We start from the raw sequence: 16,943 nt of genomic DNA, 5'->3' as shown, positions 1-16,943 counted from the left end.
GAAGCGGTACCCCCCGTCCGCCCAGGTCAGCAGCCCCTGGTGCTCCACGAAGGGCGTCGGGTCGCTCGCGTCGATCAGGAGGTCCCCGTGGCCGGACGGCAGGCGCAGCGTGGCCGTGACGTGCCCGAGGTTCGTCTCCTGACCGCTGAGGTTGCGCCAGACCATGACCGCGCCGGCCTGGAGCCCCGCCTCCTGCAACAGCCCGGTGATCAAGACGCTCTGGAGCAGGCACTGCCGCTCGCCGGACCGCGCCGCGCCCGCGAACTCGAAGCCGCGTTCCAGGCTGAAGCGCGGCAGGGCGGCCTTCACGAAGCGGTGCGCCCAGGCGGCGGTGTCCCGGGCCAGCCGGTCGCGCTCCGCACCCGTCGCCAGGAGGAGTTGGGCGCGCCGACGCTTCAGGGCCCGGCCCAGGGAGGGTTCACCCAGAAGCAGCACGCCCTGGCGCCGGTAGGCGTCGGCGAGCCAGGTCGTGAACGAGCCGGAGAGCCCGGCCCGGCGGTAGGACTCCGCGCCGAGCGTCTGGAAGGCCCCGGAGGTCAGCGGGAGGCTGGCAGGGGCGGCCAGCGCGGCGGGGGCCAGGGCGAGCAACAGGGCGAGGGAACGGAGACGGGACATGTCGACCTCCAGGACAGGGGCGGGTGGCTCAGAGTTTCCTGATCAGCCCGCGCCGGGCCAGCCAGGCGAGGCCCAGCCACACGGCGAGGACGTAACCCAGGGTGTAGGTCCAGCCTCCCCAGAATCCGCCGAACTGCCCGCGGGCGAGGGTCAGCAGGGCGCCCTGCATGGGCTGGGGGGTCCCCGCCCAGGGGACCGTGAGGCCCTGCAAGACCCAGACCTTGACGAGGATGGGCAGCACATAGGCCGCGAGGGCATTGCGCCCGGGAACGGTGAGGGGCGCGAGCAGCCGCGCGCCCCCCGGCAGGCGACCGGCGTCGCCGATCAGGAACATCGCCAGCAGCCCGAGGGTCCCGAGCCCCGCGGCGTACAGCAGGTAGGGCGGCGTCCACAGCGCCTTGCTCAGGGGCAACGCACCGCTGGCGGCCCAGGCGTACCCGGCGGCGCTCCAGGCCAGGCCCAGCCCCAGGAGCGTGGCGGGGGCACTCGCCCGCCTCGCTTGCAGGGGCCGCGCGGCGAGGCTGCCCAGCAGCACCAGGGCGGTCGTCGGCACGACGGACGGCAGCCCCCGCAGCCCCAGCGGCGTGAGCCAGGCATTCACGGCCTGCACGGGGTGGGCGGTCTCTCCCAGGACGCCCCGCCCGGCCGCGTGGGGCACCCAGAGCAGGAAGGCGGCGTACGCGCCCAGCAGGACGGCGGCGGCCAGGGCCTGCCAGCGGACCCGCCAGCCCTCCAGCAGCGCCGCCAGGAGGGTGGACAGGGCGATCAGTTGCAACACGCCCAGGCCCAGCATGAAGCGCCCCGTGGTCACGCTGGTCAGGAACGCCCCCACGAGGGAGAGCAGGGCCGCGCGGCCCGCCAGCCGCCGGACGCGCGCGAACCCGGTCAGATTCACCCGGCGCATGGCCGCGCCGGCGAACGGCAGGGCGGCACCGGCGCAGAAGAGGAACCAGGGAAACACCAGGTCGGTGAGGGTCACCCCGCCGAACGGCGCGTGCTGGAGTTGCGCGGGCGTCTGGCCCCCCAGGGCGACGTTGTTGGCGAGCAGCATCAGGAGGACGGTGAGACCTCGCCAGGCGTCGAGGGCCAGCAGCCGGGAGGAGCGCGCCGTGGCCGGGAGGTCCGGGGACGGCGCTGGACAGGCCGTCCGGGTGGCCCAGGACATCGGTCGCATGGGTCCAGTGTTCACCCTGACCGTTACATCGGGGTATAGCCGCGGGGCAAGGGGTGGAACGGACCCTGACCCTCCGGGGACGCAGGAGGGGACGCCCGCCTGGGGAGAGACGACAGGCGGTCTGTGGGACAGGTCCTTCCGGTCGTCCTGCCCCGGTGCCGGGGCGGGGAACGCGTCCCGGCTGACGTCGCCTGCTCCCCCTGGACGGCGGTGTTCCCCGCCCGCGGCGTGCCCGCAACCCACGGACCCTCCGGGCGCCGCCCTCAGGGCCCTCCCTGGTACAGGCGGCTGGGGTAGTAGTACCTCGCCAGCAGCAGCTTCCCGAGGGCGGCCAGGGGGACGGCCACCAGCGCCCCCACCAGGCCCAGCAGATGCAGCCCCACTAGGATGCTCAGGGCGACGGTGACGGGGTGGAGGTTGGTGGACCGGCCGAGGATCAGGGGCGAGAGCAGGTGCCCTTCGAGCTGGTTGCCGAGCAGGAAGAGCCCCACGACCAGCGCGAGCTTGAGCCACCCCAGCGGCGCGGCGAGCAGCAGCGCGGGGACGAGCGCGATCACCACCCCCAGGTACGGCACCAGGTTGAAGACCCCCGCCAGGAAGCCCAGCGCGAGCGCGGACGGCACGCCGATCAACGCGAGGCCCAGGGCGACCAGGGTCCCGATGGCGAGGGCGATCACCACCTGCCCGCGCACGTACCCGCCCACCGATTGCTCCACCCCGCGCGACAGGTCGAGCGCCAGCGGCTGCCACGGGCGCGGCAGCAGGCCCAGCAGGGTGTGGCCGATCTTCTCGTAGTCCTGCATCATGTACACGCTCAGGATCAGGACGGCCACGCTCTGCGCCAGGGTGTTCGCCACCCCGAAGAGCCTTCCCAGCAGCGGGCCGCCCGGGGCGAGCAGGCCTTGCAGGAACGGCAGCGCGTCCCGCGACAGCATGGCCGTGCTGCTGTTGATCAGGGTGGTGAGCTGGGCGCGCAGCCCGGCGGTCCAGGGCAGGTTCGGGCGTGCGGCCAGCCAGCCGTCCACGAAGCGGCTGACATCCTGGGCGACCGCCGGCAGGCGCCCCGCAAGGTCGATGAGCTGCGTCCCGACGGCCACCAGGAGCGAGGAGGCCAGCGCCGCGAGCGCGAGCGCGATCAGGAGCACCACGCCGATGCCCACGCCACGCCGCAGGCGCCGGCGCTCCAGCCAGGTCAGCAGCGGGTGGGAGAGATAGGCGATCAGGTAGGCGGTCAGGCCCACCGTGAGCACGGGCGCCAGGTCGCGGGCCAGCCAGAGCGCCAGGGCGATCAGGCCGAAAAACACGGGCGCGCGCACGTAGGGATTGCGCCACACGAGCGCGAAAGCGTTGCCGGACAAGGGTGAGCCTCCTTCAGGGGCAGTGCGTTGGCCTGGGCCGCCGATCATCGGGTCGAGCCGTGCGGAGGAGCGCAGGAGCCACGAAGACTCAACACCGCGTCGGCGGCCCCCTCCTGCCCTGCCAGCCAGCGGTCCCGCGCCATCCGGCAGACGGCCTGTTCAGCGGGCCGGAGCGCAGGGGAACGGGGATGTCCCCGGATGATCCGGACGCGAGCCGAACCGACCCTGCGGCGGCCATGCCCTGGGGTCAGACGGGTCTTCGGTGTCCCGGGGCCGCTCCCCCGTCACGGAAGACGCGTCCTCTCTACGCCCGGAAGGTAAAGGGAGGGTAGAGCGAGGTCCTGCGCGCCCGCCCCAGGCCCGGGGTTGAAGCCTGTTCGTCGGTGTGAGGCTCCCGGCGGACGTGTGGTGCGCGAGAGCGGGGGAGGCCGGGTCGTCCCTGCCCGGGACGAGGCGCCGGGCCCCGGGAGCTCCCATGCGAGACGTTGCCCGGCCACGCCGTCGTGAGGCGACCGCCTCCTCTTGGGGTCTCGGTTCTCCCCTCAGTGGGGCAGCCTGGTCTGCAGGGCGCCGTACGCCCAGGTGCCCAGCAGGGCGAACAGGAGCACGACCAGCATAGGCCAGACTCCGGCGCCCAGCAGCGTGAAGATCGGACCCGGGCACACGCCCGCCAGTCCCCACCCCACCCCGAAGGTCAGGCCGCCGAACACGTAGCGGCGCCAGCCCTTTTCCTTGTCCGTGACGCGGATGGTCTGCCCGTCCCGGCTTTTCACACCGCTGCGCCGCAGCATGGCGGTCGTCACCAGTCCGGTGAGGACCGCCGAGCCGATCAGGCCGAACATGTGGAACGACTCGAAGCGAAACATCTCCTGGATGCGGTACCAGCTCGCCGCCTCGGACTTGACGAGGACGATGCCGAAGGACAGGCCCACGAGCAGGTAGGCCAGCAGGCCGGTGGCCGTGCGGGCGGAGGAAGAGGGCTCGGCGTGCACGCCGGGAATGTGGGGGCTGGGGTTGCTGGTCACCGGATCACCGTCAGGAAGAGGGGCAGGAGGAGGTTCGCGCTGAGGATGCCGCCCGCGAAGAAGGACACGGTGGCGATGAGCGAGGGGCCTTGCAGGGTGGCGAGACCGGTGATGGCGTGCCCGGAGGTGCAACCGCCCCCGTAGCGGGTGCCGAAGCCCACCAGCAGGCCAGAGACGGCCAGCAGCAGCCACACGCCCGGGTTGCCCGGGTCGGCCAGTTCGGCGGGAACGAGGCCGGGACGGACCTGCACGCCCAGCTCCTGGATGGACCGCACCCCGGCGGCACTCAGCCGGGCAGGCTCAGGATTGGCGAGCAGCACACCGGCCACGAAGCCGCCCAGCACCAGGCCGGCGGCGAACATCAGGTTCCACTTCTCGGCCCGCCAGTTGTATTTGAAGAAGCCGGGTTTGGCGCGGTCAGGCAGCAGGATCGCGCAGGCGTGGCGCAGGTTGGAGGAGATGCCAAAAGGTTTGTTGCCCAGCCACAGCAGCAGCGGCACGGTCAGGCCGATCAGGGGGCCACCCACGTACCAGGGCCAGGGCGAGCGCAGGAAGTCGAGCAGTTCAGTCATGGGAACAAGCACCTCGGGGAGGAATGGAACAGGAGCGGCGGAAGGTCAAGCCGCGAACAGGTGGGGCACGTTCGCGGCCAGGTCAGGGAAAGCTTCAGTGCCGCAGTTGCGCCTCGGCTGTGGGAGACGGATGGAGGACTTTGGGCACGTTGGTGGCGAGGACGTACACGCCCATCACGACCAGGAAGGCGGCGAAACCCCTCCGCAGGCCCTCGTTGGACACCTTCCGACCCACCCGGGCGCCCAGGAAGCTGCCGAGAATGCCGATCACCGCGAAGATCAGGATCAGGGACCAGTTCATGGACAGGTTCTGTTCCCCCAGGACGTGCACGTACTTGTAAAAGCCCACAAAGCTCTTGGCGGCGATGATCAGCAGACTGGTCCCCACGGCGAGGCTCATGGGCAGGCCACCCAGCAGCACCAGGGCGGGAATGATCAGGAATCCGCCCCCCACCCCCACCAGGCCGGTCAGGACACCGACCACCAGGCCTTCCGCGCCGATCTTCAGCGGGGAACGCTTGTGGTTCGTGGCCGCCTCCGGCTGCGCTCCGCCGGGGCGGAACATCATGATCGCCGCGAGCAGCATCACGACGGCGAAGAGCATCAGTTGCGCCACGCCCGAGAGGTAGACGCTCAGGGCCGCGCCCAGGTACGTGCCCGCCACGCCGGGGATCCCGAACCACAGGACCGACCGCCAGTCGATCTGCCGTTTCAGGGCGTAGGGAATCGCGCCGAACAGGCTGATCGCGCCCACGATGGCGAGGCTCTCCGCGATCGCCAGCTTCTCCGGTTCGTTCACCAGGTAGACCAGCACGGGGACCGTGAGGATGGAGCCACCGGAGCCCAGCAGGCCGAGCGAAAGCCCGATCAGCGCGGCGCCGATCCAGGCGAGGATCATGGCTGCTCGCCCCGGTTCAGGTCATGGCCCCCGCGCATCCACGCGGCCGTGCCGCCGGAGAGGTTCATCAGGCCGGTCCTGCCCTGGGAGGCGAGGTGGGCCGCCGCCTGCGAGGAGCGGTTGCCGCTGGCGCAGATCAGGACCGTGTGCGGCCCGATCTCGTCCTCACGGCCGTCGAGTTCGCTGAGGGGCAGGTTCACGGCGCCGGGAATGTGCCCGGCGAGGTACTCCTCGCGTTCCCGCACGTCGATGAGCCGCGCGCCCTCACGCTTCTTGGCTTCCAGCTCGCTGGTGAAGATGTCCTGGTAGGTCATGGGTGGGTCCTTTCAGCAGGAGCGGAGGCGGTGGAATGCCGCCTCCGCTGGGCAGGGGTTACGCGGGTCGGGTTTCCTGCTGCGCCTTTGCCCAGGCGTCGTAGCCCCCGGCAAGCTCGGCCACGTCGAAGCCTTCGGTTCGCAGCAGGCTGGCGGCGGCGGCGCTGCGGGCGCCACCCTGGCAATGCACGACGATCTCGCGGTCATGTGGCAGGTCGTCCAGGCGCCAGGGCAGGCGACCGGCGTGCAGTTGCAGGCTGCCGGGGATGGCTCCTTCCTCGTGCTCGGTCTTCTGCCGCACATCCAGAATCAGCGCGTCTGCGTGCTGCGGCAGTTCCGCAACGGGGATGGGCCGGGCAGGCGCCGTGTCCAGGCCCTCGGCGGCGATGACGTACCCGACCACGTGGTCGATCCCCACCATCCACAGCCTGCGGCGCAGCGTCTCGGCTCGCCCGGCGGGGGCCAGCAGGATGAACTCGCGTTCCGGCCTCAGCAGCCAGCCCGCCCAGGTCTCAAAGGTGTTCCCGTCAGGGAGGTTCACGCTGTGCGCGGGCGCGGCGGCCTGGTGCTCCTCCTTCTTGCGGGTGTCGATCAGGCGGGCACCGGCGGCCAGACGGCGGCGCACCTCGTCCACCTTCAGTTCTGCCAGGGGCTTCACCTCGCCCAGCAGGGCGGGGCCGTCACGGTTCTCGGTCTTCATGCGCCCGTAGTACAGGGGCGCGTCGGGCTGCCCGGAGAGCAGTTCCCGTGTGAAGGCTTCCTCGTCACCCCGTTCGACCAGCTTGCCCCACCAGCTCAGGGCTCGCTCGTAGCCGACGGTGGTGGTGGGCACAGCCCCCAGCGCCTTGCCGCACGCGCTGCCCGAACCGTGACCAGGCCACACCTGCACGAAGTCGGGCAGGGTCAGGAACTTGTCGCGCAGGCTGGCAAACAGTTGCCTCGCGCCGACGAAACGGGTGTCCTGACCGCCCGCCGCCTCGTCCAGCAGGTCGGGGCGGCCCAGGTCCCCGACGAACACGAAGTCACCGGTCAGGATCATGCTGGGGGTATCACCCCGTGGCATGTCGGTCACCAGGAAGCTCAGGTGCTCGGGAGTATGCCCGGGGGTATGCAGGGCCTGGATGCGAATGTTGCCGACCGTGAAGGTGTCGCCGTCACGCAGTTTCGTCTGGTGGCCGTCGTCGTAGGTGTACCGCCAGCCCTCGCCGCCCTCGTCGGAAAGCAGGAGCCGGGCGCCCGTGGCCTTCGCCAGTTCTCGGCTGCCGGAGAGATAGTCGGCGTGGATGTGCGTTTCGGTGACGTGGGTGACCCGCAGTTTCTGGCTCTGCGCCTCTTCCAGGTACGGCGTGATGTCCCGGACGGGGTCGACCACCAGGCATTCGCCGGTCTGCTGGCAGCCGATCAGGTAGGAGGCCTGGGCGAGATCCGTGTCGTAGAAGCGTTGGAGGTACATGCCCGGAGCGTATACCCCCTCCCCCTATTCTGTCAAATACCCCCGGGGGTATAATGGGGCCATGACCGCACCCGTGCCCGTCAGCGACCGTGAAGCCGAGAAGACGAAGATCCTCAACCGCCTGCGCCGCCTGGAGGGCCAGATCCGGGGCCTTCAGCGGATGGTCGAGGAGGAGAAGAACTGCGTGGAGGTCATGACCCTCTATGCCAGCGCCAAGAGCGCGTTCGAGTCCACCGGGGACGTGATTCTGGAAACCTACGTCGAGGTGTGCCGCGCGCGCGGGGTCGAGCCCGCCGAACTGGTGAGGCTCCTCCGGCTGGCCCGCTGAAGATCGCGGCCACGGGAACCCTGGGGACCGGGCTCGACCGCGTGGTCGCCCTCCGGCGTTCCCCCAACGGCGAGGTTGGGGGGCTCAGGCCGGTCGCCGTGTTGGACAGGCGCCGCCGTCATGTCCGGGTGCTATACGGCGCCTTTACCATCGGGACTCATGCTCGGTTCATGGCCGTCCCGCTCCCCCCGCGTTCTTCGACCTGCTCCGCTCACCCTCCTGGGCCCCTCGCCGCCGGGGGGCCCGGGCCCCGGCCCGGCTCACAGGTGCGGCGCAGGGCCGGGGCCTGGCTGGCCGCGAGGCGGCGCCGCCTCCCGAACCTCCTGCTTGAACCCGCCGATCTGCACGGCGCGCTGGCCGTGTCCGGGGTGCTGAGCGTCCTGGGCCTGCTCGCCACCGCCGCCGCGTTCGTGCTGACGGCCCGCGTGATCGCCGCCGGGCTGTTGCAGGGGCACTCGCCCGGGGTGGGCACCCTCCTGACCGTCGCGGCGCTGCTGCTGGCGCGCGCCGGGGCAGGCGCGGTCCGAGAACACCTGGGGACCCGGCTCGCGGCCCGCCTGGTCGGGACCTGGCGCACGCGGCTGAGCGAGGCCGCCCTGAGGCTCGGCCCGGTCGCGCTCGCGGACACGCGGGGCGCGGACCTCGCCACGCTCGACCTGGACCTCGTCGCGCGGTTGACGCCCTACTACGCGCGGTACCTGCCGGGCGCCGTGCACGCGGCCCTCGCCTTCGCGGTGGTCCTGGGCGTCACCGTGTGGCTCGATCCCGCCACGGCGGGCGTGCTGCTCGTCACCGGGCCGCTTACGGTGGTGTTCCTGGCGCTGGTGGGGCTCGCCACGGGCGCTGCCACCGAGCGGCAGTGGCTCGCTCACACCCGCCTCTCCGCGCGGCTGCTGACCCTGGTCCGTCACCTGCCCACCCTGCACGCCTTCGGCGCGGTCGCGCCCTACCGCGACGTCCTGGCCCGCTCGGCCCGCCAGCACCGTGAGGCCACCCTGGGCGTGCTGCGAGTCGCGTTCCTGAGCGGTTTCGTGATGGACTTCGCCGCGACCCTCGCCACCGCCCTGGTGGCCGTGTGGATCGGCGTGCGGCTGTTCGGCGGAAGTGCCGAGCTCGCCCCCACCCTCACGGCCCTGATGCTCGTCCCGGAGTTCTTCGGCCCGCTGCGGCAACTCGGCACGGACCGGCACGCGGCGCTGGATGCCGAGCCCGTCGCCGCCCGGTTGCAGGACCTGCTCACCCGGCCGGTGGCGCCCTCCGGGGAAGGGACGGTCCCGGCTGGCGTCCCCCACCTGAGCCTGAGCCTCGCGCGGGCGGACCTGCCCACGCCGACCGCGCCGGTGAGCGTGGAACTCCCGCCGGGCACCCTCGCCGCGCTGCGCGGTCCCAGCGGCAGCGGCAAGACCACGCTGCTGCACGCCCTGCGCAAGCACGTCCCGCACCTGGGGAGCATCCGGGTGGACGGCACGCCGCTCGACGACCTCGGCGCCACCTGGCAGGCCCGGGTGGCGTTCGTTCCCCAGCACCCGCGCCTGATCGCGGGCAGCGCGCGGGACAACCTGCGCCTCGCCGCCCCCGACGCCGGTGACGCCGACCTGGAGCGCGCCTGCGAGGCGGTGGGCCTGGGCGACGTGCTGCGCGCGCTGCCCTCCGGGTTCGACACGCCGCTCGGCGAGGGCGGCGCGCTGCTCTCGGGCGGCGAGACCGCGCGCCTCGCCCTGGCCCGCGCCCTGCTCTCCGGCGCCGACGTGATCCTGCTCGACGAGGTGAGCGCGCACCTCGATCCGGAGAGCGAGGCGGAACTGCACGCGGTGATCGAACGCGCCTTTGCCGGGCGGACGGTGCTGCTCGCCACCCACCGCGCAGTCCCGCCCGGCTGGCGGGAGATTTCCCTGGGCGCGCCCGCGTCCCCGGCGGTGGCCGCGTGAGGGGCGCGCTGGCGCTCGGGGTCCTGACCGCCCTGGCCGGGGTCGGGCTGGCGGCCAGTTCGGGCCTGCTGATCTCCCGGGCCGCCCTGCGCCCCGAGGTGTTCCTGAGCCTGCTCCTGCTCGTGACCACCGTGCGCGCCCTGGGGCTGGGCCGCGCCGCCCTGCGCTACGCCGAGCGCCTCGCCGGGCACGCGGCGGCCCTGGCGGGCGGGGAGCGGGTGCGGCTGCGGCTGTTCGACACGCTGGCCCGCTTCGGGCGTGATCTGCTGGCCTACGAGCGCGGCGGCGACCTGCTCGCCCGCTCGGGTGCCGATGTCGACGCCCGGCAGTTCTTCACCCTGCGGGTCAGCCTGCCGCTGGGGGCCTTTCTGGGCGTGCTGGTCGCCCTGGGCGGCTGGCTTGCGTGGCTGGACCTGGGTCTGGCGCTGCTCGCGCTGCTCCCCCTGCTGGGGGCGGCCCTGGTGGTGCTGCATGGGCGGGACCGCGCCGCGCTGCTTACCCGGGAGGACGCCTGCCTGACGCGCGAGCACGCGGCCCGGCTGCTCGACGCCCTCTCGGCCAGCGGGGATGGCGGCGGGAGCCACCACGGCCCCGAACTCGCGCGCCTCACGGCCCGGCTCGAACGCGTCGCGCTGGACGCCGGGCGCCTGGCGTGGCGGGTCACCCTGGCCCGCGAGATGGGCTTCGCGGTCGCGGTGAGCGGCGTCCTGTGGCGGGGCGCGGCGCTCGTGCAGGCGGGCTACCTGAACGGCGCGCTGCTGGCGGCGGTGGTGCTGGGGGTCGCCGCCGCCTTCGACGCCGCGGGCCCCCTGGCCGCCGTGCCGCTGGCCCACGCCGCCGACGTGGCCGCCAGGGAGCGCACGGCCGCGCTGGAGGCGCTCACGCCGGGCGTAGTCGGTCCGCCCATGCCGAGGGCCGTCCCGCCCGGACCGCTCTCGTTCGAGGTCCGGGGCGTCACCGTCCGGCGCCACGGGCGGACCGTGCTGGATGACGTGTTGCTGCGCCTGCGTGCCGGGGAAAGCCTGGGCGTCTCGGGGCCCAGCGGCGGCGGCAAGACCACCCTGATCCGGCTCCTGACCCGGGACCTCGACCCGGACGCGGGGCGGGTCACCCTGAACGGGGCGGACCTGCGCGACCTCGACCTCGCCGCGTTGCGCGCCCGGATCAGCCTGCACGAGCAGGACGCGCCGCTGCTCGACGGCACCCTGCGCGAGAACCTGCGGCTGGGCGACCACCACGCCACGGACCACCGGCTGCGCGGCCTGCTGGACGACCTCGGGCTCACTCACCTGGATTTGGACACCTGGGTGGGCGAGGGGGGCACCCGGCTCTCGGGCGGCGAGCGGGCCCGGGTGAGCCTCGCCCGCGCGCTGCTGGGGCCGGGCGACCTGCTGCTGCTCGATGAGCCCACCGCCCACCTCGACGCCGCCACCGAGGCGCGCGTGCTGCGGGTCATCGGGCGCGAGCGCGCCGGACGGGCCCTGTTGATCGTCACCCACCGGGCCGCGCCCCTCGCCCTGACCGGGCGTCACCTCACGCTACGCGGCGGACACCTGCACGGCGCGGCGTCCGTTCCCGAAAGGACCGCCGTATGAACGAGCTTTTCGGCTTTTCCACGCTGGACCTCTCGCGCTTTCAGTTCGCGACGACCAGCATCTTCCACTACTTCTTCGTGCCCTTCACGGTGGGCTTCGCGCTAATCATCGCCGTCCTCCAGACGCTGGCCTACCGCAGCCACGACCCCAAACTGGAAAACCTCACCCGCTTTTTCGGACACCTGTTCTTCATCAACTTCGCGGTGGGCGTGGTGACGGGCATCGTGCAGGAGTTCCAGTTCGGAATGAACTGGCAGGGCTTTTCCAACTTCGTGGGCAACATCTTCGGCGTGCCGCTCGCGCTGGAGGTGCTGATGGCCTTTTTCCTGGAGAGCACCTTCCTGGGCCTGTGGTGGTTCGGCAAGGACCGGCTGCCCGCCTGGGCGTCCCTCGCCAGCATCTGGATCGTCGCGCTGGGCACCACCGTCAGCGCCTTCTGGATCATCCTCGCCAACGCCTGGATGCAGCACCCGGTCGGGTACGCCCTGAGGAACGGCCGGGCGGTCATGACCGACGCCTGGGCCATCGTGACCAACCCCAAGGCGCTGGAGTGGTTCGCCCACCTCTGGTCGGGCGGCCTCACCGTCGCCGCGTTCTTCGTGCTGGCCGTCAGCGCCTACCACCTGCGCCGGAAGCACAACGTGCCCGCCTTCCGGGTGAGTTTCAAAGTCGCGCTGCTCACGGCGCTGATCGGCTCGCTGGGCGTGGTCGCCGCCGGGCACGTCCAGGGCCAGAGCGCGGTGCGCGACCAGCCCATGAAGTACGCGGCCTTCAGCGCCCTGTGGGACACGCCGACCGGCTCCCAGATGCCCGAGAGCCTCGTGGCGCTCCCCAGCAACGGCGCGCGCGCCAACCGCTTCGAGGTCACGGTCCCGTACGTGGGCTCGTTCCTGGCCTTCAACAATTTCTCCGGCAAGGCGAAGGGGCTCAACGACCTGCAACGGGAGTACGCGGCGAGGTACGGTCCGGGCAACTACCTCCCCTGGGTGTGGCCGGTGTACTGGGCCTTCCGCGTGATGGTGGGGCTGGGCGGCCTGATGCTGCTCGTCAGCGCCTACTACACCTGGCGCTGGCGGCGGGGTAGGCTCGACGACCCGGGCCGACTCTACCCGCTGCTGCTGGTGATGCCGCTCGCGCCGCACCTGGCGAACTTCAGCGGCTGGGTCGCCACCGAGATGGGCCGCCAGCCCTGGATCGTGCAGGGCCTGCTGCGGACGGCGGACGCGGTGAGCGGGCTCACCCCGCAGACGGTGCTCGTCTCGCTCGCGGCCTTCTGGGTCGTGTACCTGACCCTGATCGGCCTGGACGTCTTCCTGCTCACCCGGACGGCCCGCGCCGGCATGCACGGGCCCGAGGTGGAGACGCCCTCGGTGCCCGCCCCGCACTACCTGCCCGAAGGAGCCGCGCCGTGACCGTCGACCTGCCCACCGTCTGGTTCGCCCTGACCGCCCTGACCTTCACGATCTATTTCTTCCTGGACGGCTTCGACTTCGGGGTCGGCATCCTGCAACCCTTCCTCGCGCGGAGCGAGGTGCAACGCCGCGCATTGATCGGCACGGTCGGCCCCTTCTGGGCGGCGAACGAGGTGTGGGTGATCCTGGCCGCCAGCGTGATCTTCGCGGCGTTCCCGCTGTGGTACGGGGCGCTGCTGACGGCCCTGTACCCGCTGTTCGCCCTGATCCTGCTGGCCCTGATCGGGCGGGGTGTGGCCTTCGAGTACCGCTCGGAGGTCGATCACGTCCGCTGGCGACTCTTCTGGGACGCCACGTCCTTTGTCACCAACCTGCTGCCCGCCTTCTTATGGGGCGTGATCATGTCCAACATGGTGCGCGGGCTGCCGCTGGGGGTCGGCGGCCGCTTCGAGGGCCACGTGCTGGGCGCCTTCGACCTCTTCACGGTTCTGGGCGGGCTGGCCACCCTGAGCCTGTTCGTGCTGCACGGCGCGACGTACCTGCTGCTGCGGCTGCACCGGGGCAGCACGCTGTACCTGCGGGCCCGGCGCGCGGCCCTGCTGTGGGGGGCGGCCGCGACCGTGCTGGTCCTCGCTTTCGTGTACGTGGGCTTCGTGCGCTCCGGGGTGTTCAATTCGCTGGGGTTGTCCCAGTGGCTCTTCCCGGCGGCGGCCGCCCTCAACCTCGGCCTGGTGTGGCTGGCCCTGACCCTCAGGCGCGACGGGCTCGCCTTCGCGGCCACCGGGCTGACGGTCGTGTTCTCGACGGCGACCATCTTCCTGAGCCTGTACCCGAACGTGCTGCCGAGCACCCTGGGCGAGACGTACACCCTGACCGTGCGGAACAGCGCGAGTGAGCCCTACACCCTGCGCCTGCTCTCCTGGGTGAGCCTGATCTTTCTCCCCCTGATCATCGGCTACCAGGCCTGGAACTACTACGTGTTCCGGCAGCGCGTGCAGGAGCGCGATCAGGCCATTCCCGGCGGCGGTTCGGGGGACTGACTCGGAGGAGCCCGCGGCCATCAAGGAGTCGGGGCGCGAACCCGGGGGTCCCATCCACTCACAAGGGTTGAGGCGAGTCCATCCTGGGCACGGCGGCCGAGCGCTCGAAGAGGCCGCACACCCCGCTGCGGTCCCCCTCGTGGTATTCCAGGAGGGCGACGGGGGCGGTGGTGCCGGGCTTGAGGCCCTCGGCCTGAAGCTGGGCGGCGGTCGCCAGGCCTGCGGGGAACGTGTTGACGTACCGGGGAATGCGGGGCGAGGGCTTGACCATGAGGTTCCGGCCCCCATCCTGGCAGAGGTCGAGGTGAGCTGTGGGAGAGTGGAGGCGTACCGATGTGAAGGTGAACAGAGCCCGGGGCGGGGTGCGGCGGTTGATCATCGCGGCTGGCCTGTGACTGGAGGCGTCCCGGGCTGTCCCCGGGCCGGTCGCTCCCCCGGCCCGGCGTTCCGGTCGGCGTGGGACGGCTGATGGCCCTGCTGTCGGCGTCGGGCCTGCGGCGCAGCGTGGATGGCCGCGCGCTCTGGCAGGACCTGAGCCTGGACGTGGACGCCGGGGAGAGCGTGGCCGTCGTCGGGCCGTCGGGCTCGGGAAAGAGCCTGCTGCTGCGCGCCCTCGCCGGGCTGGACGCGTTGGAGGGCGGCGAGATCACGCTGGAGGGCCGGGCGCAGGCCGGGTGGCCGATGCCCCGGTACCGCTCACACGTCACCTACCTGCCCCAGCGGCCCGCCCTGGACGGCGGCACCGTCCTCGACCACCTGCGGCGGCCCTTCACCCTGGCGGCACACCGCCACCGCATGTTCCATCCCGGTGAGGCGGAGGCGCTGCTCGGGGCCTTCGGGCGGGACGGGGCCTTCCTGCGGCTGGACGCGGCCACCCTCTCGGGGGGCGAGGGGCAGCTCGTGGCCCTCACCCGCGCGCTGCTGCTCAGCCCCACCGTGCTGCTGCTCGACGAGGCGACCGCGTCCCTCGACCCGGACACCACGCGCCGCGCGGAGCGCGTGCTGCTGGGCTGGCTGCGCGGGGCCGCGCGGCGCGCGCTGGTCTGGGTCAGCCACGACCCCGCGCAACGGGCCCGGGTCGCCTCGCGCGAAGTTCCCCTCCAGCCCCAGCCGGTGACGGCATGAGCGTGCCGATCAGCGCCGGGCAACTCGCCCTGGCGGCCGCGCTGCTGCTGGTGAACGTCGTGCTGTCGGTGCGGCTGCGCCTGGGGCTGGAGCGGGACATCCTGGTGGCGGGCGCGCGGATGGTCGCGCAGCTCCTCGCGGTGGGGCTGATCCTGGGGTGGGTCTTCGCCCTGCGCTCCCCGCTGCCCGTCGTGGGGATCGGGCTGGTGATGACCGTCCTGGCCGGGCAGGCGGCGGTGGCCCGCAGCCGCGAGCGGTACGCCCGGGTGTACCTGGACGCCTTCCTCGCAGTGTTCGGCAGCTCGTTCCTGCTCACGGGGCTGGCCCTTTCCGGCCTCCTGCGGGTCCACCCGTGGTTCGAGCCGCAGTACGCGATCCCCATCCTGGGGATGGTGCTGGGCAACACCCTGACCGGGGTGGCCCTGTCGCTGGACCGCTTCACCGGGGACCTGCGCGCCCGCCGCCCGCAGATCGAGGAGCTGCTGGCGCTGGGCGCGACCCGCTGGGAGGCCGCCCACGCGGAGGTCGCCGCCGCCGTGCGGACCGGCATGATCCCGGTGCTCAGCAGCATGGCCGTCATGGGCATCGTGAGCCTGCCCGGCATGATGACCGGGCAGATCCTGGCGGGCGCCCCGCCGGGCACGGCCGTGCGGTACCAGATCGTGATCATGTTCATCCTCGCGGCGAGTTCGGCACTGGGGAGCCTGGCCGTGGTGCTGCTCGCGTACCGCTCGCTCTTCGACGCGCGGGACCGGTTGAGGGTCGAGCGGCTGCACGCCCGGGGGCGGCGGTGAGCGCCCTGCTGGTGTTCCTCGTGACGGTCGCCCTGGTGGTGTGGCAGCCCCGCGGCCTGAAACCCGCCTGGACCGCGCTGGGCGGGGCCGCCCTCGGCCTGCTGCTGGGCGCGGTCCGGCCCGCCGACATCCCGGCGGTCTGGCACGCGACCTGGAACGCGACGCTCACCCTGGTCGGGTTGATCGTGATGAGCCTGCTGCTCGACGAGGCGGGCTTCTTCCGCTGGGCGGCGCTGCACCTCGCGCGCTGGGGACGCGGGCGCGGCGTGGTCCTCTTCGTGCTGCTGATCGTGTTCACCGCCCTGGTCGCGGCCCTGTTCGCCAACGACGGCGCCGTCCTGATCCTCACTCCCGTCGCCCTCGAACTCGCCGGGGTCCTCGCGCTGTCCCGCGCGGCCACGCTGGCCTTCGCCTTCGCCGTGGGGTTCGTGGTGGACGCCACCAGCCTGCCCCTGCCGGTCTCGAACCTGGTGAACATCGTCGTGGCTGACGCCTTCCACCTGGACTTCGCGCAGTACGCGCGGGTGATGGTCCCGGTGGACGCGGCGGCGCTGCTCGCCTGCCTCGCCGTCCTGCTCGCGGTGTACCGCCGCGCTCTGCCCACGAGCTACGACCCGGCGACCCTGCCCCCGCCAGGAAGCGTGGTGCGGTCGCGCGGTCTGTTCCTCGCCGGGTGGACCGTGCTGCCCCTCCTGCTCGCCGGGTACTTCCTGGCGGACCCGCTGGGGGTGCCGCTCGGCGTGGTGACCACCCTGGGGGCCGCCGCACTGTGGCTCGTCGCGGCGCGCTCGCGGCAGCTGTCGAGCCGCGCGGTGCTGGGGCACGCTCCCTGGGACGTGGTGGTGTTCGCGCTGGGGATGTATCTGGTGGTGTACGGGCTGCGCGGCGCCGGGTTCACCGCCGGGTACGGGGAGCTGGTGGCGGGCGCGGCGGGGCACGGCACCCTGGCGGGCGTGCTGGCTGCGGGGAGTAGCGTGGCGGCGCTGAGCGCCCTGATGAACAACCTCCCGGCGGTGCTGTTCGCGCTGCTCGGGGTGCAGGGGGCCGCCCTGACGCCGCAGGTGCGGGAGGGCCTCGCCTACGCGCTGATCGTGGGCGCGGACATCGGGCCCAAGCTCACGCCCACCGGGAGCCTCGCCACGTTGCTGTGGCTGTTCCTGCTGGGGCGGCGCGGGGTGAGGGTGAGTTGGGGGGAGTATTTCAGGGCCGGGATCGTGCTGACCCCACCCGTCCTGCTCGCGGCGCTGCTGGCGCTCGCGGCCTTCCTGCGCTGAACAGGCTCAACGGGACCTCCGGGCCCTGTGGGGTGGGC

General features: G+C 72.4%; 17 protein-coding genes (1 of these 17 cut by a window edge). 8 read left to right on the top strand and 9 right to left on the bottom strand.

From position 1 onward, the window contains the following. The 8 genes from DAERI_RS03310 to DAERI_RS03275 all read right to left on the bottom strand — a co-directional run. Positions 1-615, bottom strand: partial view of a hypothetical protein gene (locus tag DAERI_RS03310; RefSeq protein WP_102125965.1) — the 5' portion only. 411 nt of this gene lie to the left of the window's left edge; 615 of the gene's 1,026 nt are visible here — the first part of the coding sequence; the start codon lies at positions 613-615; the stop codon falls past the left edge of the window. A gap of 28 nt (positions 616-643) precedes the next feature. Next, positions 644-1,789, bottom strand: a complete 1,146-nt coding sequence (locus DAERI_RS03305; RefSeq protein WP_102125966.1) for a heparan-alpha-glucosaminide N-acetyltransferase domain-containing protein — start codon at positions 1,787-1,789, stop codon at positions 644-646. Between the two features lie 263 nt (positions 1,790-2,052). Continuing rightward, positions 2,053-3,147 carry an AI-2E family transporter gene (locus DAERI_RS03300; RefSeq protein ID WP_235610232.1) on the bottom strand — a complete coding sequence of 365 codons (1,095 nt, stop codon included), beginning with the start codon at positions 3,145-3,147 and terminating at the stop codon, positions 2,053-2,055. 542 nt (positions 3,148-3,689) lie between these two features. Next, positions 3,690-4,172 (bottom strand): DUF6691 family protein, encoded by a 483-nt coding sequence (locus DAERI_RS03295; protein ID WP_164973356.1) that lies wholly within the window; start codon positions 4,170-4,172, stop codon positions 3,690-3,692. Continuing rightward, a complete protein-coding gene (locus tag DAERI_RS03290; protein ID WP_102125968.1) occupies positions 4,169-4,744 on the bottom strand; it encodes a YeeE/YedE family protein in 576 nt (191 codons plus the stop codon). The genes DAERI_RS03295 and DAERI_RS03290 overlap by 4 nt, the downstream gene beginning before the upstream one ends. A 94-nt stretch (positions 4,745-4,838) precedes the next feature. After that, on the bottom strand, positions 4,839-5,642 hold the full coding sequence (locus tag DAERI_RS03285) for a sulfite exporter TauE/SafE family protein (RefSeq protein WP_102125969.1): 804 nt from the start codon (positions 5,640-5,642) through the stop codon (positions 4,839-4,841). After that, entirely contained in the window at positions 5,639-5,956 is a 318-nt protein-coding gene (locus tag DAERI_RS03280; protein ID WP_102125970.1) for a rhodanese-like domain-containing protein, read from the bottom strand. Before DAERI_RS03280 ends, DAERI_RS03285 begins: the two co-directional genes overlap by 4 nt. A gap of 58 nt (positions 5,957-6,014) precedes the next feature. Further along, complete coding sequence (locus tag DAERI_RS03275; RefSeq protein ID WP_102125971.1) at positions 6,015-7,409, bottom strand: MBL fold metallo-hydrolase; 1,395 nt, start codon at positions 7,407-7,409, stop codon at positions 6,015-6,017. A gap of 61 nt (positions 7,410-7,470) precedes the next feature. Between DAERI_RS03275 and DAERI_RS03270 the strand changes: the two genes are divergently transcribed. The 5 genes from DAERI_RS03270 (at position 7,471) to cydB (ending at position 13,712) form a co-directional block, all read left to right on the top strand. Beyond that, positions 7,471-7,737 carry a metal-sensitive transcriptional regulator gene (locus tag DAERI_RS03270; RefSeq protein WP_102125972.1) on the top strand — a complete coding sequence of 89 codons (267 nt, stop codon included), beginning with the start codon at positions 7,471-7,473 and terminating at the stop codon, positions 7,735-7,737. 266 nt (positions 7,738-8,003) lie between these two features. Beyond that, the gene (gene cydD / locus DAERI_RS03265) at positions 8,004-9,665 is read left to right on the top strand and encodes a thiol reductant ABC exporter subunit CydD (protein ID WP_235610230.1); all 1,662 of its coding nucleotides are present in this window, start codon (positions 8,004-8,006) and stop codon (positions 9,663-9,665) included. After that, on the top strand, positions 9,662-11,260 hold the full coding sequence (locus DAERI_RS03260; protein WP_102125974.1) for an amino acid ABC transporter ATP-binding/permease protein: 1,599 nt from the start codon (positions 9,662-9,664) through the stop codon (positions 11,258-11,260). Before cydD ends, DAERI_RS03260 begins: the two co-directional genes overlap by 4 nt. Further along, on the top strand, positions 11,257-12,672 hold the full coding sequence (locus DAERI_RS03255; protein WP_102125975.1) for a cytochrome ubiquinol oxidase subunit I: 1,416 nt from the start codon (positions 11,257-11,259) through the stop codon (positions 12,670-12,672). Before DAERI_RS03260 ends, DAERI_RS03255 begins: the two co-directional genes overlap by 4 nt. Continuing rightward, positions 12,669-13,712, top strand: coding sequence for a cytochrome d ubiquinol oxidase subunit II (gene cydB / locus DAERI_RS03250; RefSeq protein WP_103128049.1), 1,044 nt, complete (start codon positions 12,669-12,671; stop codon positions 13,710-13,712). The genes DAERI_RS03255 and cydB overlap by 4 nt, the downstream gene beginning before the upstream one ends. A gap of 58 nt (positions 13,713-13,770) precedes the next feature. On the opposite strand, the gene DAERI_RS03245 is transcribed toward cydB, so the two are convergent. Beyond that, positions 13,771-13,983, bottom strand: a complete 213-nt coding sequence (locus tag DAERI_RS03245; RefSeq protein ID WP_103128048.1) for a hypothetical protein — start codon at positions 13,981-13,983, stop codon at positions 13,771-13,773. Positions 13,984-14,180: 197 nt separating this feature from the next. On the opposite strand from DAERI_RS03245, the gene DAERI_RS03240 reads away from it, so the two are divergent. From DAERI_RS03240 to arsB, 3 genes are read left to right on the top strand one after another with little or no spacing between them, the layout of a single operon-like run. Further along, a complete protein-coding gene (locus DAERI_RS03240) occupies positions 14,181-14,837 on the top strand; it encodes an ABC transporter ATP-binding protein (protein WP_103128047.1) in 657 nt (218 codons plus the stop codon). Next, positions 14,834-15,631: an ABC transporter permease gene (locus DAERI_RS03235; RefSeq protein WP_103128046.1), complete on the top strand. Its 798-nt coding sequence runs from the start codon at positions 14,834-14,836 to the stop codon at positions 15,629-15,631. Before DAERI_RS03240 ends, DAERI_RS03235 begins: the two co-directional genes overlap by 4 nt. Next, a complete protein-coding gene (gene arsB, locus DAERI_RS03230; protein WP_103128045.1) occupies positions 15,628-16,905 on the top strand; it encodes an arsenical efflux pump membrane protein ArsB in 1,278 nt (425 codons plus the stop codon). The genes DAERI_RS03235 and arsB overlap by 4 nt, the downstream gene beginning before the upstream one ends. Positions 16,906-16,943 lie beyond the last annotated feature (38 nt).

Origin of the sequence: Deinococcus aerius (assembly GCF_002897375.1) — a bacterium.
Taxonomy (GTDB): Bacteria; Deinococcota; Deinococci; order Deinococcales; family Deinococcaceae; genus Deinococcus; species Deinococcus aerius.
Note: the sequence above shows the minus strand (reverse complement) of the source record. Positions and strands in the feature narration are given on the sequence as shown.

Excerpts from the sequence above, each read along its gene's own strand:
- DAERI_RS03270 (WP_102125972.1), top strand. The coding sequence starts at position 7,471 with ATGACCGCACCCGTGCCCGTCAGCGACCGTGAAGCCGAGAAGACGAAG.
- DAERI_RS03280 (WP_102125970.1), bottom strand. The coding sequence starts at position 5,956 with ATGACCTACCAGGACATCTTCACCAGCGAGCTGGAAGCCAAGAAGCGT.
- DAERI_RS03290 (WP_102125968.1), bottom strand. The coding sequence starts at position 4,744 with ATGACTGAACTGCTCGACTTCCTGCGCTCGCCCTGGCCCTGGTACGTG.
- DAERI_RS03305 (WP_102125966.1), bottom strand. The coding sequence starts at position 1,789 with ATGCGACCGATGTCCTGGGCCACCCGGACGGCCTGTCCAGCGCCGTCC.
- DAERI_RS03255 (WP_102125975.1), top strand. The coding sequence starts at position 11,257 with ATGAACGAGCTTTTCGGCTTTTCCACGCTGGACCTCTCGCGCTTTCAG.
- DAERI_RS03235 (WP_103128046.1), top strand. The coding sequence starts at position 14,834 with ATGAGCGTGCCGATCAGCGCCGGGCAACTCGCCCTGGCGGCCGCGCTG.
- DAERI_RS03240 (WP_103128047.1), top strand. The coding sequence starts at position 14,181 with ATGGCCCTGCTGTCGGCGTCGGGCCTGCGGCGCAGCGTGGATGGCCGC.
- DAERI_RS03275 (WP_102125971.1), bottom strand. The coding sequence starts at position 7,409 with ATGTACCTCCAACGCTTCTACGACACGGATCTCGCCCAGGCCTCCTAC.
- DAERI_RS03245 (WP_103128048.1), bottom strand. The coding sequence starts at position 13,983 with ATGGTCAAGCCCTCGCCCCGCATTCCCCGGTACGTCAACACGTTCCCC.
- DAERI_RS03285 (WP_102125969.1), bottom strand. The coding sequence starts at position 5,642 with ATGATCCTCGCCTGGATCGGCGCCGCGCTGATCGGGCTTTCGCTCGGC.